Here is a 14,483-nt window from a genome sequence, read left to right as displayed (position 1 = left end):
AGCACGAACTTGTTTTTAGCCATAGATTGTCACAGATTACCTAATTATCATGTTCTGTGCTCTCTGTTCTATGCTCTCCTGACCCCTGACCTCTAGTCCCTGACCCCTTCATTGAATAGGTCATATGTTCTATATTCATGCTATGATAGCAAGGCAGTTTATTGTAGTGATGAAGGAGCATTCAATGAACGATGGTTTGCAAAACCAAATTCCCCTGAGCGCTGCCAATCCTCCAAATATACCCACACCTGTTGATCGCGCTACATTCCAAGCCCAACTTGATACACTTCGGATTCGCGAGAAAGCCCATACCCGCGAGGGTGATGCAATTGCTGCTGCGCGACGGCGCCTGCCAATGGTCGAAGTCGATGCAACAACACCAGTCGTTGGGCCAAATGGCCCAGTTCGATTAATCGACGTTTTCGAGGGTCGTAGTCAACTGTTTGCAGGCTATATGATGTGGTACGACGGTGCGAGTGCGGCGCAGCAATGCGAAGGTTGTAGCATGAACGTTGGCCATGTGCTTGAGCTTGGCTACCTGAACTCGCGCGATGTAACCTTTGCAGTGTTCTGCCAAGGCCCGTTTGCCGAGAGCAACCGCTACCGCGAATTTATGGGCTGGCCGATGCCTTGGTATTCTGTGCCAGAAGCCTCGCTTGATCGGCTGATTGCTGGTCGCCACTTTGGCATTTGGGTGTGCTATTTGCAACATAATGGTCGAGTATTTGAAACCTATTGGACAACTGGTCGCGGCTGCGAGCAACTGGGCAGCTCGTATGCAATGCTTGATATGACAATTTATGGTCGCCAAGAAATTTGGGAAGATTCGCCTGCTGGCTGGCCGCAACCCTTTTTCAACACCCGCTCGGCTCAAATGCGCACCGATGAGCATGGCCACCCCGTCAATCGGCCTGCTGGCCGCCCAATTGCCCAATGGTCACGCATCGCCGCTGGCCGCTCCGATGATCTCGCTGGCGCTGATAAACGAGTGGGGATCGGCAGTTGAGGGCTGGGGATCGGCAGCAGCCCATGGTTCAAGCAGTGCGCATTTGTAAGCAATAAATGACCTGATCCCCGATCCCCACTAAACAATCATCTTTGACAGAAGCAACGCCATGGGGATCAGTCATTGGGGACTGGGGATCGGCAGCAGCCTATGGTTCAAGTAGTGCTGATTTGCAAGCAATAAATGACCTGATCCCCGATCCCCAATCCCCGACCCCTACTAAACAATCATCTTTGACATAAGCAATTCTTGGTGCTACCATAGGCGCTGCGGGGAATTTTGGAAACGCATATCCCGACGTTGGAGGGTGCTCATGCAGCAGCAGCTAGAACAGTTTTTAGCCTATTTAACGGTTGAGCGCGGTTTAACCGGTAACACCATTGCCGCCTATCGAACCGACCTTGACCAATTTGTTACTTTTATGGTCGAACGTAACGCAGGCAGCTGGAGCAGCGTCTCCCGCGATGACCTGTTGGCGTTCTTGCTCTTTCTCAAAGAAAAGCGCTACGCAACCTCCACGATCGCACGTCGTACTGCTGCAATTAAATCGTTTTTTGAATACCTGCAAGGCCAACATATTATTGCCACGAATCCAACCGAAAACTTGGATTCGCCCAAGGTTGATCGTTTCTTGCCCAAAGCGATTACGGTCGCGCAAGTTGACGAATTGCTTGAATTGCCCCTCACGACCAGCGGCCCCGAAGGCCTGCGCGATAAGGCCATGCTCGAAGTGTTGTATGCCACTGGCATGCGCGTCAGCGAGTTGGTTGCGCTCGATGTTCAAGATGTTGATCTGAATAGCCATCAGATTCGCTGCTTGGGCAAGGCCAATAAGGAGCGCAGTTTGCCGATTGCTGGCAGCCCAAGCACCGCCTTGGAAGAATATCTTGATATGGCGCGTGGCCAGATTAGCCGCAACGGCGGCGACCCCGCCTTGTTTCTCAATCATCGGGGCAAGCGGCTTACCCGCCAAGGCTTTTGGTTGATCTTGAAGGGCTACGCCGAACGCTTAGGCCTGAGCGATTTAACCCCTCATACCTTGCGCCACTCGTTCGCAACCCATATGCTCAATCGGGGCCGGGATTTGCGCGAAGTGCAAGAGTTACTTGGCCATGCAAGTATTTCAACAACGCAAATTTATACCCAAGTAAGTAACGACCGCAGCGTTAAATATGATCAAGCAGCTCAGCGCCCAAAAATCGCTGATGCAGCCGAAGTCGAGTTTAGCGCCTAAGTAAATCAGTCGTTGGGCTGAATAGACATTCTGGCAGCTATGCTAGAGTTAGCCCCAACAACATGATGCCTATTGGCAATGAACCGTAGAAGTAGGCTGGAACTTAGCGTGCAGCGATGTGGGGATAGTGCAAGCCCACACGCCTAAACCAGCAGAATGGCGACGGGGAGCCAATTACAATAGATCTCAAAGGTGCCTTGGTGCAGAACCAAGGAACTGGGGTGGAACCGCGAAGCGTTTTTTCTTCGTCCCCAGGCAGTGCTAGCAATAGCGTTGCCTGGGGATGACCGTTTTAAAAGGCAGAAATCAGAAGTCAAAAGGCAAAGTAATCTAAAAATTGGTTTTGCCTTTTGACTTGGATCGTCATTTTGATTTTTGCCCTTTGACTTTTGCTTTTCATGGAGGTTTGTATGCCAGCAACAACGATGGATGAATTGGTTTCATTATGCAAGCGGCGGGGCTTTATTTTTCCTGGCTCGGATATTTATGGCGGGTTGCAAGGAACCTACGATTACGGCCCGTTGGGGGTTGAACTCAAAAATAACCTCAAAGCCGCGTGGTGGCGAGCCATGGTCTATGAACGCGACGATGTGGAAGGCCTCGATGCGTCGATTTTGACCCATCGCTTGGTGCTGCGCCACTCTGGCCACGAAGCAACCTTTACCGATCCAATGGTCGATTGTCGCAATTGTAAAAGCCGTTGGCGCGCCGACCAACTCAAAGATAACAAATGTGAAAAATGTGGCTCAACCGATTTGACCGAGCCACGGCCTTTCAATTTGATGTTCAAAACTGCCGTCGGGCCAGTTGCCGAAGAAGGCTCGTTTGCCTATTTGCGGCCTGAAACTGCCCAAGGCATCTTTACCAACTTCAAAAATGTGGTTGATTCGACTGCACGGCGTTTGCCTTTTGGGATTGCCCAAATTGGCAAGGCATTTCGCAACGAAATCACGCCCCGCAACTTTATCTTCCGCGTGCGTGAATTTGAGCAAATGGAGCTTGAATTCTTCGTGCAGCCAGGCACCGACGATCAATGGCATAGCCAATGGGTCGAAGCTCGTTTGCAATGGTGGCGTGATCAAGGCTTGCTCAGCGAAAATCTGCAAGCCTATCATCAAGCTGGTGATGAATTGGCTCACTATGCCAAAGCCTGCGTCGATATTCTGTATAAATTCCCACATGGCTTGGAAGAATTAGAGGGGATTGCCAATCGGACTGACTTTGACCTTGGCTCGCATACCCGTAGCCAAGCAGATTTTGGCTTATCGGCAAATGTCGATCCCAACGAAGATAGCACTGCCAAGCTGACGATTCCGCACCCAGAAACCCAAAAGCCGCTGGTGCCATTTGTCATCGAGCCTTCGGCAGGGGTTGATCGCGGGGTTTTGGCGGTTTTGACCGAAGCCTATACCAAGGAAAGCTTGGAAAACGGCTCAGAACGCATTGTCTTGAAGCTCAAGCCGCATTTAGCGCCAATCAAGGTTGCGGTGTTGCCATTGGCTCGCAACAAGCCAGAGATCGTCGAAAAAGCCAAAGCTGTGAAGAATCTCTTGATGGCAACCGGCATTGGCCGCATTTTCTACGAAGATACTGGCAACATCGGCAAGGGCTATCGCCGTCACGACGAAGTTGGTACGCCGTTCTGCGTCACCGTCGACTTTGACACCTTGGGCCGGGGCGATGATCCCAGCCTAACCGACACAGTGACTGTGCGCGACCGCGACACCATGAGCCAAGTGCGGATTCCAATCAACGAACTAGCCGTCTACATTCGCGAACGCCTAGTCTAAACCGCTAACTCAAAATCGCTCTTCAGCCAAGCTCAGTTCATGGGCTTGGCTTTTTCATAGTAGCAAATGGTAGCAAGCTGTAACCTAAAGTTGAATAAGAGGGTAAACGAAGGTGGTACAATAGCGCTAGAACTCATACCTACAATCCCACACCCTGAGGAGCCACCCGTGAAACGTTTTTTTCAGCAATGGCTTCATTCGCTTAACTATTCCGACCCCATTCAATTGCAACAAGCCCAAATTATGCAGGGTATTCTCTTAGGTTCGTTTCTGGCCAGCACTGGGGCTTTAGTTGTGCCTTTTCTTGCTCCAGTCACCACCGCTCAATCAATTGGGATCGCGATTGCCATTGGCTCGGCAATTATGATTTTCCTAGGGGCGTTGTTACTGCTGCGGCGCAATTATTTTAAGCTGGCGCTTTTTGGCAGTGTTTTTGGCTTATCGTTCTTTTTATTAATTATGTTGCTTGGCACAGGCTTGGCCGATAGTGGCGCAATTATTTTTGGCTTGGCTGTGCCCATGGCTTTGGCAAGCTTGCTAAGTGGCCGCAAATTGACCTTTGTGATGATTGGTGTTGGTCTCTTAGGCTTAATTGCAACTGCCCTGGCCGAGGCCTTTGTGCCCCAGATCACTGGTTTTGCCAAACCGATGGATAAAAATTATGGGGGGATTATTGGTGGCTATATGGCAGTCGCTTTGGTGCTGGGGATGGTGTTATCAAGCTATGGCAGCGCCTTATCAACCGCGCTGAGTAGTGCCCGCACCCGCCAAACCGAGCTAGAGTTGCTGCAATCCAGCCTTGAACAAACCGTTGCCGAGCGCACTGCAACCTTGCAAAATACCTTGGCTGAATTGAAGCAACGCGCTACCGAACAAGCCCAACTGTTGGAAGCCAACCAGCAACAGGCGGCAGTTATTCGCGAGTTGGGCGTGCCAATTATTCCGCTTGGCGGGCGACGTTTGGTTGTGCCCTTGGTCGGCCAACTTGATAGCGATCGTTTGGCCACAATTCGCGAGCGGGTGATTACTGCGGTGGTGCAGCAACGTGCCCGCCAAGTACTGCTCGATGTAACTGGTGTGCCCTTAGTTGATGTGTATATGGCTGGCGAATTGGCGGCGGTGATTGCCGCTACCAGCTTGGTTGGAGCCGAAACCGCCTTAGTTGGCATCAATCCTGATGTTGCCCAAGGTTTGGTTGGCTCTGGGATTGATGTTAGTCGACTGCCAGCGTTTGCCACCTTGGAACAAGCCTTGAATTCGTAGCCTGCAACGTTGTAATTGGGAGATTTTCGATGGCGCTTGAGCAATCCACCCGGGCGTTAGTAATTGGCGGTTGTGGCTTTGTTGGCAAGCATTTGGTGCAGCAACTTTTGGCCAGCGGACGACCTGTACGGGTGTTTGATCTTCAGCCCTATCCCGACCAGCAGGTCGAATCGGTGGTTGGCGATTTGCGCCGTGCCGAGCAGGTTTTAGCTGCTTGCCGCGATGTTGGCACGGTCTTTTTGTGTGCCGCTGCAGTTGATTGGGGTTGGGGCAATGCCCAATTATTGCACGATGTGAATGTACTCGGGCCGCAACATGTGGTTGCTGCCTGCAAAGCCATGGGTGTTGCCCAACTGATTTATACTAGCAGCGTTGATGTGGTGTTCGAGGGCAAGCCAATTCGCGCTGGCGATGAACGTTTGCCCTATCCCAAGCGCCATTTGGATATTTATGGCGCGACCAAAACCGCTGGTGAGCGCGTAGTCTTGGCGGCCAATGGTCAGGCTGGCTTAGCAACCTGTTCGTTGCGTTTGGGCGGGGTCTATGGCCCAGGCGATTCACACCGCTTGCCTTCGTTGGTCGCTTTAGGCACGCGCAGTGCGATTCCGCGTTTGGGCGATGGCTCGGCGCGCTTTTCGCATATCTACGTGGAGAATGCTGCCCATGGCCATATTCTCGCAGCCCAACATTTAACCGCCGCTGGAGTGATGGGCGGCCAAGCCTATTTCTTAGTCGACCCTGATCCTGATAACTTTTTTCTGTTTCTCAAGCCGATTGTCGAAGCCTTAGGTTTGCGGATGGCCCAGCGCCATGTGCCATTTGGCCTGATGAATATGTTGGCATGGCCTAGCGAAACTTGGTATCGCACGACGCGTAGCAAACAACGCCCCAGCCTAACCCGCTACACCGTTACCTCAACCTGCGTTGATTTTTGGTTTACCGGCGCCAAAGCTGCCCAAGATTTTGGCTATCAGCCGCTGATCGGGCTTGCCGAGGCCCGCCAACGCACGATTGAGTGGGCCAAGCGCGAGTTTAATTTAGGGCTGAAGTGAAATCAAAAGTCAAAAAGAACAGAGAACATAGGGATTGAGGATCGGTCGTTGGGGGCTGGGGATCGGTTGCTTAATACAGCGGCGCAGAGCACGAAGGCTATGGGCTATCGGCTTTTGGCTATTAGGGGGAATTTACAATCTGAGCTAATCTATGTCAATCTGTGGCTAAAAACATCCTTCTCGATTCTTCGCATTTGCTATGTTCTCTGTTCTCTGTTCTTAATTTCATCCTTAATTCGCTCTGTGCCTCTACGTTAACATGAATCCCGTCTTTGCCCGATCTCCAGCCCCCAATCACCGATCCCTGACCCCTCGTCCCATCTATGTTCTATGTTCTCTATTCCAAGCCTACAAACCTTCACCAAAGCAGAATGACAGCAAGCTACGAATGTGCTATAGTGGTGAAGAACGGCGCAAAGCCGTGAAAGCATTCTTATGTTGGTGCGAAATATTAAGGAGTCACTTGTGGCACGAGTAGCAATCAACGGCTTCGGTCGCATCGGTCGCCAAAGCTTCAAAACCATCTTGGATCTCTATCGCGATGAGTTGGAAATTGTTGCAATCAACGACCTGACCGATAACCAAACGTTGGCCCACCTGCTCAAGTACGATTCAACCTATGGTTCATTCGATGGCGATGTCACCGCCACTGAAGATACAATCAGCGTTACCTTCGCCGATGAAGAAGAGCCAATGGTCATCAAGGCCTTGGCCGAGCGCGATCCGTCAAAGTTACCATGGGGTGAACTCAACGTCGATATCGTGATTGAATCGACTGGGATTTTCACTGATGCTAGCAAAGCCAAACTGCACTTAGACGCAGGCGCCAAGAAAGTTATCATCAGCGCTCCCGCCAAAAACGAAGACATTACGGTCTGTATCGGCGTGAACGAAGAAAACTACGACCCTGAAAAACATACGATTGTTTCAAATGCATCATGTACCACCAACTGTTTGGCTCCTGTGGCCAAAGTCTTGAACGATAAGTTCGGGATTGTGCATGGCTTGATGACCACGATTCACTCGTACACTATGGACCAAAACCTGCAAGACGGCCCCCACAAAGATTTGCGCCGCGCTCGCGCCGCTGCTTTGAACATGGTTCCAACGACCACTGGTGCTGCTAAAGCCGTGGCCTTGGTTATCCCTGAGCTGAAGGGCAAGTTTGATGGTTTCTCAGTTCGCGTCCCAACCCCAACTGTTTCGATGATTGACTTTGTGGTCGAATTGACCGAAGGCGCAACCGTTGAAAGCATCAACAATGCCTTTATCGAAGCCTCACAAGGCGCTATGGAAGGTGTGTTGGGCGTAACCAACGAGCCATTGGTCTCATCAGACTTTATTGGGACTTCATACTCAAGCGTCGTCGACTTGAGCTTGACGATGGCGATTGGCGAAAAGATGGTCAAAGTTGTTGCTTGGTACGACAACGAATGGGGTTATGCAACCCGCATCGCCGACCTCACCGCCTACATCGCTGAAAAGCTCTAAGTTTTCTTCGCAAACCAAACGCGCTGATGGCTGAAAAACCACCAGCGTGTTTTTTTGTTTAATTGAGCTGTGGAGAATCGGGGCTGGAAATCTTTGCTCCATCAAGAACACGACGCATAGGCTATCTGTATATAGGACACGAGATTAACCCCTATTCAGTAGCTCGAGACTCCTAAAAGCCTAATGGTCGGCATTACCTGCGCTAACGCCTGTGACGCAAGGACTATTGTCACGTCAATCGCGACATCAGGCTTGAGGGCGAAACCCCGCTGCGCTGCTTCTGGAATACCACAGTTAAGTTGTACCTATAGCCTGTAGCCAATTCCCCTTCGTGGTCTTCGTGTCCTTCGTGGATTAAAAAAGGGGTCAGGAATCAGCGACGGGATGCTTCACCATCCACATCCCTGATCCCTGACTCCTCATCCCTCATCGCTTAATCTTTGGCCAAGCGTTGTAGTTCGTAAAGTTTGGTCAGCGCTTCGATTGGCGTCAGTTGGGTCACATCCATCTCGCGCAACAGCTCCAGCGCAGGATTTGGTTCGTTGCTGCTAAATAGCGACATTTGCGGTGCAGCCGAACTATCAGCTGCATTGACCCGACGCATCGCTTCGCGCCGTTGCTCACGCTCGCCTTTACCTTCAAGCTCGCTCAGCACTTCGCTTGCTCGTTTGATCACCGCTGGTGGCAGGCCCGCCATTTGTGCCACATGAATTCCATATGAACGATCAGCAGCGCCCTCGATCACTTTGCGCAAAAAGACCACATGATCACCTTCTTCGGCGACCGCGAGTGTCCAATTATGTACCCGTGGCAAGATGTTGGCTAGCTCGGTCAGCTCATGATAGTGGGTTGCAAACAGGGTTTTGGCCCGCAGGCGGGGCTGATTATGAATATACTCAACGACTGCGCGCGCAATCGAAAGCCCATCGTAGGTGCTGGTGCCACGGCCAATTTCATCGAGAATAATCAGCGAGCGCGGCGAACCATTGTGCAAAATATTGGCAGTTTCAATCATCTCGACCATAAAGGTCGATTGACCAGTTGCAATATCGTCCTGCGCCCCAATCCGCGTGAAAATCCGATCGAGCAGGCCAATCTCAGCGTAATCAGCTGGTACAAACGAGCCAATTTGGGCCATCAAGCCAATCAAGGCAACTTGACGCAAGAAGGTGCTTTTGCCCGACATGTTAGGGCCAGTCAGCACAACAATTTGATGCTCAGGATCAAAATGGGCATCGTTGGGCGTAAACGGCTCATTCAAATTGTGCTCAACCACCGGATGGCGGCCATTTTGAATCACAAAGACATCATCGAGGCGCAGAGTTGGCCGTACAAAGCGCTGGCGCACCGCAACCTCAGCCAAGGTGCTATAGACATCAAACTCGGCAATTGCCCGCGCCAAATCAAGCAAACGGTGGCCTGCGTTCGCCAATTGGCGCAAAATTTGGCGGAAGGCTTGGCGCTCTTTTTCGTTCAAAGCTTCTGAAGCATTCAGAATCAGCGATTCGTATTCTTTGAGTTCGGGTGTGATGTAGCGCTCTGCGTTAACCAAGGTTTGCTTGCGAATGTAATCATCGGGAATCCGAGTTTCGCCGCTGGCCTTGGTTACCTCGATGTAATAGCCAAAAACTTTGTTATAGCTAACTTTGAGCGTTTTGATCCCCGTGCGTTGTTGTTCCTTGGCCTCAAGCTCATTGATCCAGCGGGCTGCATCGCGGGTAGCCTCAACAATTGCATCAATTTCGGCAGCGTAGCCTTTGCGAATCACATTCTCGTCGCTGCGGGCGTTATCCCATGTGCCAAGCAAAGCAGGCGGATCATTCGCAATCGCCTGTTCGAGCAATTCGCAAATATCGGCGCAGGCATCAATTTGGTTGCTGGCTGGCTCGTCATCAAACAAATCATCAGCGCTGGAGGCAATTTCGGTTGGGCTGGTTGAGCGCAAGCCAGTGCGTTCGATTTGGCTCAAAATATCGGGAGTAAGGCGCAGTGCTTCGCGCAGTCGCACCAAATCACGAGGCGTGGCAATGCCTTGCACCACCCGATTGATCGTGCGCTCAATATCGCCAACGCCTTTGAACAAGGCCCGCACTTCGGCCCGCACCAAGGTTTCTTCAACAAAACAGCTGACTGCTTGTTGGCGCTCGGTCAATGGGCCTAGTTCGATCAGCGGCTGCGAAATCCATTGGCGCAGCAAGCGTGCCCCCATCGGCGTGCGGGTTTGATCGAGCACTGCAATCAACGAGCCTTTGCGCTGCCCAGCAGCGCCTTCGGTCAGCTCCAAATTTCGCCGCGTTTGAGGGTCGAGAAACATAAAGCGGGTCGTATCATACACCCGCAAGCTGCGGATTTGGGCCACACTATCGCGCTGAGTTTCATGCAGATATTGAATTAATGCGCCAGCGGCCCGCGTTGCTAGCGCTTTATTACCCAAGCCAAAGCCATCAAGCGATTGGCTTTTAAATTGATTCAGCAAGGCATCACGCGCAGTGCGCGCTTCCCAATGCCAATTTGGCCATTGAGTGACGTTGCCTTGAACCCAAGTGCTTTCGTTATTGCCTTCGACTTTTTTGGCGGTGCGTTCGTGGGGCAGCAGGCGCTCGCGTTCGGCCTTGCGCATTGGCGCGAGATCTTGGGTTAGCTGCTTTTTGGCAATCTCCAAGCCAGCGGGGCGTAATTCGGGCGCATCGGAAACTAACAATTCGGCAGCACCTAAACGGGCCAATTCGCCTTCGAGTTGTTTCAAGGCCTCGTTGCCACGCAATTCAGTGGCGCAAAACTCGCCAGTCGTTAGGTCGGCATAGGCCAAGCCTACGCTACCGCGATCGACTAAAATTGCAGCGAGGTAGCTATTGCGTTCAGCTTGGAGCATGGTTGGCTCGGTCAGCGTGCCTGGGGTAACGATGCGCACGACCTCGCGTTTTTGCAAGGTTTTATGCACCATCTCATCCATTTGTTCGCAGATGGCGACCCGATAGCCGCGACTGACGAGTTGCTCAATATAATTATCGGCGGCGTGATAGGGCACGCCAGCCATCGGCGTATTTTCGTCGCTGCTCAAGCCACGCACGGTTAGGGTAATATCAAGCACTTCGGCAATTAATTTGGCATCATCACCGAAGGTTTCATAAAAATCGCCCAGCCGGAAAAACAGAATCACATCGGCGTATTTTTGTTTAATTGACAGATATTGCTGCCACATCGTCATTTTTGACACGGTAGACCCTCAAGCATGCTGCAAAAACTCAGTTCAACCAGCAAATTATAGCATGTCAACCAGAATTTGAACATCTGTGCTATAGGCCATTTGGGTGATTTGAAGCTAGCTATCTGGCAACAAAAAACGCTCCGTAATGGAGCGTTTGGCAGGGGCGCAGGGATTCGAACCCTGAAATCCGGTTTTGGAGACCAGCGGTTTACCATTGAGCCTACACCCCTTCGCTGGTTGTCTGTTTTATCAGACGTTGCGGAGTATAGCATAGTTTGGTAAATTGAGCAAGTTTTTTATGTTTGGGCCTATTTTTTCTTGCCGCCGCGCAACAATGCAGCGGGGTTGCCAAACAAGCGTTGGCTGATGCTGGTGCCAATTTCGGCATCGGCTAATTGATCGCCTTCGCCTGGACGTTGGTTTTGCGGCAATGTCAGCCATTGGTCGCGCATGGTTTTGGCGTGTTCAAACATGTGTTGCAAATCATCCATCTTGTCGTCTTCGAGTGCGGTGCGCATCTCGACCAAGACCCGAATTGATTCGTTGACCCAATGTTTGATTGCGCTGCGATTGGTGCTGCAAATATCGCGATGCATCACTGGATCACCCGATGCCAAGCGGGTCAGATCGCGAAAGCCACTGGCTGCGATCATCTGCATTTCCCGCCACGAAGGCGAGCGGGTCACCACTTCGGTTTGGGCTGCGGCCAGCAAAAACGGCAAATGGCTGATGCCAGCGACATAAATATCATGCTCTTCGGGATCGATATAGTAGGGCTTGGCCCCGATTGTTTCAACAAAGGCGGTCGCCAAATTGGTAGCTTCGGGCGTGGCGTTAACTGGTGGGCACAAGCAATAGACAGCGCCTTTGAACAAATCTAATTCAGCAGCCTCGGCGCCAACCTTCTCGCGGCCAGCCATGGGGTGGCCACCAACAAAGCTCACGGTGGAGGGCAAAAATTCTTTGGCCCATTGCAAAACGCTGGTTTTGGTGCTACAAACATCGGTTACCAAGGCCTTATAGCGCAAGTGTGGGGCAATTTCGCGCATCAAGGCTGGCAAGGTTTGGACTGGGGTTGCCAAGACCACAATATCGGCTTCTTTGACTGCTTCGGCAGCAGTTTTGGCCTCATCATCGATCGCCAGCCGTCCGCGCGCAATTCGCAATTGTTGGCTACTACCATCATAGCCAATCACCCGACAACGCCCTAGTGGAGCGGTCTCAGGATCAGCAGTGCCCAACGCCAAACCCAGCGACGCGCCAATTAGCCCAGTTCCAAGAATTGCAACGGTATGTGGCATAGAACAAAACCCCCATCTGTAGCGATCAAGCCTGCTATTTGGCCTGTAACGATAAAATAACCATCTCGCTTAGCACCAAAATGGCGATTAACAATAACACTGTGACTGGCTCGAAAATGTTCATTGCAGCTAAAAGCACACACAAACTGCAAAAAATTCCAGCTTCTGCTGCTTGGCGATGCGAACGGCGCACATCGAAACGCTGCGCCCGATTGTGGTAGCGTCGAATGCCCCAAACATAGACCAGCGGCAAAACCAAGGCATTACTGGCCAAAAAAACGCCGCTTAGAAACAGCAAATAAATTGGTAAATCGGGCAACCCAGCAGCAATCGTGGTAGTTGGCGCGGGCACAAAGGCCAGCACCCAGAAAATTATGGCCCAGCCAACTGTGCCCCGCCAGGTTAATGCTGGCAAACGCAAGGCCCATTGGATTGGTAACCAAGTGGTTAAACCCAAGCCCAAGCTTGCCATACCAAACAACGTGCGAACCCATAAACCAGATTGCGGCGAAAGCCCGCCAAAAAAGATCCAGACCAACATGGCCGTCCAACCTAAACCTGCAACAAAGGCAACCCACAACGGTGGTCGTTGTATCTCAGGTGCTGGCAGGCTCTCTGGTTGCAAGGCTGCAACGACTGCTGGCGGTAATTCGCGCCGCACTGGTTGCTCGGCAGGCAGCTTTGGCAACGGTTGGTTGGGCAAGGTTGGTGGTCGCAAGCGGGTGCGAGTACGATCACGGCCACGGCTGGTTGGCGAATTGGCTGGCTGCTGCGCTTCGCTGCTTGGGCGTTGGCGGCTGATGGCGCGGCTGGCAGCCACCCGATAGCGCTCTTGGCGCATGGGATTTGGCGCTATTGGTTCGGCAACATCGCTTGGCTCCACAGCAGGATCGCTTGGCATCTGTTCAGGGCTGGTTTGGCTTTGCAATTCGGCTTTGCGGCGCGATAATGCGCGACTGATCGCTGAGCGCAATTGAGGCGGCGCCGAGCTGCTCCGGCGTGGCTCGGCTGCCTCATGATCGCTGGCGTGGTTGGATGCTGGCGGCTGATCTGTCATTCGGGCCTACAATCGAGCGGCGCGTTGCTGCAAAATACAATCGACCAGCACCAACGCCAACATTGCCTCGGCAACTGGCACCAAACGCGGCAAAACGGTTGGATCATGGCGGCCCTTGACGACAATCGTCGCTGGCTCGCCAGCTTGATCAACCGTGGTTTGGGCTTGGGCGATTGAAGCTGGTGGCTTGGCCGTCAGGCGCACCACAATTTCCTCGCTGCTGCTGATGCCACCCAAAATGCCGCCAGCATGGTTGCTGCTGGTGCCAATGCTGCCATCGGCGCGCTGGATAAATGGGTCATTATTTTGCGAGCCACGGGCGTTGCCAGCCTCGATGCCTGAGCCAATTTCCACAGCTTTGACCGCAGGAATGCTAAACATCGCGTGGCCAATCAGCGCATCAAGTTTATCGAAGACTGGCTCGCCCAGCCCAGCGGGAACGCCGCGCGCCTTGACTTCAACCACGCCGCCCAGCGAATCCAAATCGCGGCGGGCTTGGTCGACATAGGCAATCATTTGCTCGGCAACATCTGGGTCGGGGCAGCGCATAATATTGTTTTCAATTTCATTTTCATCGATGATTTGGGCTTTGATCTGGCCTAAACTAAGGGTATAGGCTACCAAGCTAATGCCCATTGTGGCCAAAATTTGGCGCGCCACTGCGCCAGCAGCAACCCGTGCCGCAGTTTCGCGGGCACTTGAACGGCCACCACCACGATAATCGCGAAAGCCATATTTGGCATCGTAGCTGTGGTCGGCGTGGCCAGGCCGATACAAATGCTTAATCGCATCGTAATCGCTGGAGCGGGCGTTGGTGTTGCGAATCAGCATTGCCAAGGCCGTGCCAGTGGTGCGGCCCTCGAAAATGCCCGATAAAATCTCGACTTCATCAGGCTCGCGGCGGGCTGACGTCATGCGGCTTTGGCCCACTCGGCGGCGATCCAATTGGGCCTGAATCGCGGCGAGATCAAGCTCTAGGCCAGCAGGGCAGCCGTCGATGACCACACCTAAGCCAACGCCATGGGATTCACCCCAGGTGGAAATGCGGAACAAACGGCCAAAACTATTTCCGGGCATGCGG

Annotated in this window: 10 protein-coding genes and 1 tRNA gene; 6 read left to right on the top strand and 5 right to left on the bottom strand. The window is 52.4% G+C overall.

What is annotated here, in order from left to right:
- Window positions 1-184 precede the first annotated feature (184 nt).
- The 6 genes from SE18_RS11890 to gap all read left to right on the top strand — a co-directional run bounded on the left by SE18_RS11890 (window position 185) and on the right by gap (window position 7,836).
- The gene (locus SE18_RS11890; protein WP_054534679.1) at window positions 185-1,006 is read left to right on the top strand and encodes a DUF899 domain-containing protein; all 822 of its coding nucleotides are present in this window, start codon (window positions 185-187) and stop codon (window positions 1,004-1,006) included.
- Window positions 1,007-1,319: 313 nt separating this feature from the next.
- Window positions 1,320-2,240 carry a site-specific tyrosine recombinase/integron integrase gene (xerA, locus tag SE18_RS11885; protein WP_054534678.1) on the top strand — a complete coding sequence of 307 codons (921 nt, stop codon included), beginning with the start codon at window positions 1,320-1,322 and terminating at the stop codon, window positions 2,238-2,240.
- Window positions 2,241-2,650: 410 nt separating this feature from the next.
- Complete coding sequence (locus tag SE18_RS11880) at window positions 2,651-4,030, top strand: glycine--tRNA ligase (RefSeq protein ID WP_054534677.1); 1,380 nt, start codon at window positions 2,651-2,653, stop codon at window positions 4,028-4,030.
- Between the two features lie 168 nt (window positions 4,031-4,198).
- Window positions 4,199-5,293 carry an STAS domain-containing protein gene (locus SE18_RS11875; protein WP_054534676.1) on the top strand — a complete coding sequence of 365 codons (1,095 nt, stop codon included), beginning with the start codon at window positions 4,199-4,201 and terminating at the stop codon, window positions 5,291-5,293.
- Between the two features lie 29 nt (window positions 5,294-5,322).
- A complete protein-coding gene (locus tag SE18_RS11870) occupies window positions 5,323-6,345 on the top strand; it encodes an NAD-dependent epimerase/dehydratase family protein (RefSeq protein ID WP_054534675.1) in 1,023 nt (340 codons plus the stop codon).
- Between the two features lie 465 nt (window positions 6,346-6,810).
- The gene (gene gap / locus SE18_RS11865) at window positions 6,811-7,836 is read left to right on the top strand and encodes a type I glyceraldehyde-3-phosphate dehydrogenase (protein ID WP_054534674.1); all 1,026 of its coding nucleotides are present in this window, start codon (window positions 6,811-6,813) and stop codon (window positions 7,834-7,836) included.
- A gap of 433 nt (window positions 7,837-8,269) precedes the next feature.
- On the opposite strand, the gene mutS is transcribed toward gap, so the two are convergent.
- The 5 genes from mutS to aroC all read right to left on the bottom strand — a co-directional run bounded on the left by mutS (window position 8,270) and on the right by aroC (window position 14,479).
- Entirely contained in the window at window positions 8,270-11,044 is a 2,775-nt protein-coding gene (gene mutS / locus SE18_RS11860) for a DNA mismatch repair protein MutS (protein WP_054534673.1), read from the bottom strand.
- A gap of 155 nt (window positions 11,045-11,199) precedes the next feature.
- Window positions 11,200-11,274 (bottom strand) — tRNA-Trp (locus SE18_RS11855).
- Window positions 11,275-11,352: 78 nt separating this feature from the next.
- Window positions 11,353-12,345: a prephenate dehydrogenase gene (locus SE18_RS11850; RefSeq protein WP_054534672.1), complete on the bottom strand. Its 993-nt coding sequence runs from the start codon at window positions 12,343-12,345 to the stop codon at window positions 11,353-11,355.
- 34 nt (window positions 12,346-12,379) lie between these two features.
- On the bottom strand, window positions 12,380-13,402 hold the full coding sequence (locus tag SE18_RS11845; protein ID WP_054534671.1) for a hypothetical protein: 1,023 nt from the start codon (window positions 13,400-13,402) through the stop codon (window positions 12,380-12,382).
- A gap of 6 nt (window positions 13,403-13,408) precedes the next feature.
- Window positions 13,409-14,479: a chorismate synthase gene (aroC, locus tag SE18_RS11840; RefSeq protein WP_054534670.1), complete on the bottom strand. Its 1,071-nt coding sequence runs from the start codon at window positions 14,477-14,479 to the stop codon at window positions 13,409-13,411.
- Between the last annotated feature and the right edge of the window lie 4 nt (window positions 14,480-14,483).

Origin of the sequence: Herpetosiphon geysericola, from assembly GCF_001306135.1 — a bacterium.
In the GTDB taxonomy this organism is placed as follows: Bacteria; Chloroflexota; Chloroflexia; order Chloroflexales; family Herpetosiphonaceae; genus Herpetosiphon; species Herpetosiphon geysericola.
The sequence above is the reverse complement of the archived record's forward strand: the minus strand, read 5'-3'. Positions and strand labels throughout refer to the sequence as shown.

Coding starts and splice junctions, on each gene's coding strand:
- SE18_RS11890 (WP_054534679.1), top strand. CDS start 185: ATGAACGATGGTTTGCAAAACCAAATTCCCCTGAGCGCTGCCAATCCT.
- xerA (WP_054534678.1), top strand. CDS start 1,320: ATGCAGCAGCAGCTAGAACAGTTTTTAGCCTATTTAACGGTTGAGCGC.
- SE18_RS11880 (WP_054534677.1), top strand. CDS start 2,651: ATGCCAGCAACAACGATGGATGAATTGGTTTCATTATGCAAGCGGCGG.
- SE18_RS11870 (WP_054534675.1), top strand. CDS start 5,323: ATGGCGCTTGAGCAATCCACCCGGGCGTTAGTAATTGGCGGTTGTGGC.
- mutS (WP_054534673.1), bottom strand. CDS start 11,044: ATGACGATGTGGCAGCAATATCTGTCAATTAAACAAAAATACGCCGAT.
- SE18_RS11850 (WP_054534672.1), bottom strand. CDS start 12,345: ATGCCACATACCGTTGCAATTCTTGGAACTGGGCTAATTGGCGCGTCG.
- SE18_RS11845 (WP_054534671.1), bottom strand. CDS start 13,402: ATGACAGATCAGCCGCCAGCATCCAACCACGCCAGCGATCATGAGGCA.
- aroC (WP_054534670.1), bottom strand. CDS start 14,479: ATGCCCGGAAATAGTTTTGGCCGTTTGTTCCGCATTTCCACCTGGGGT.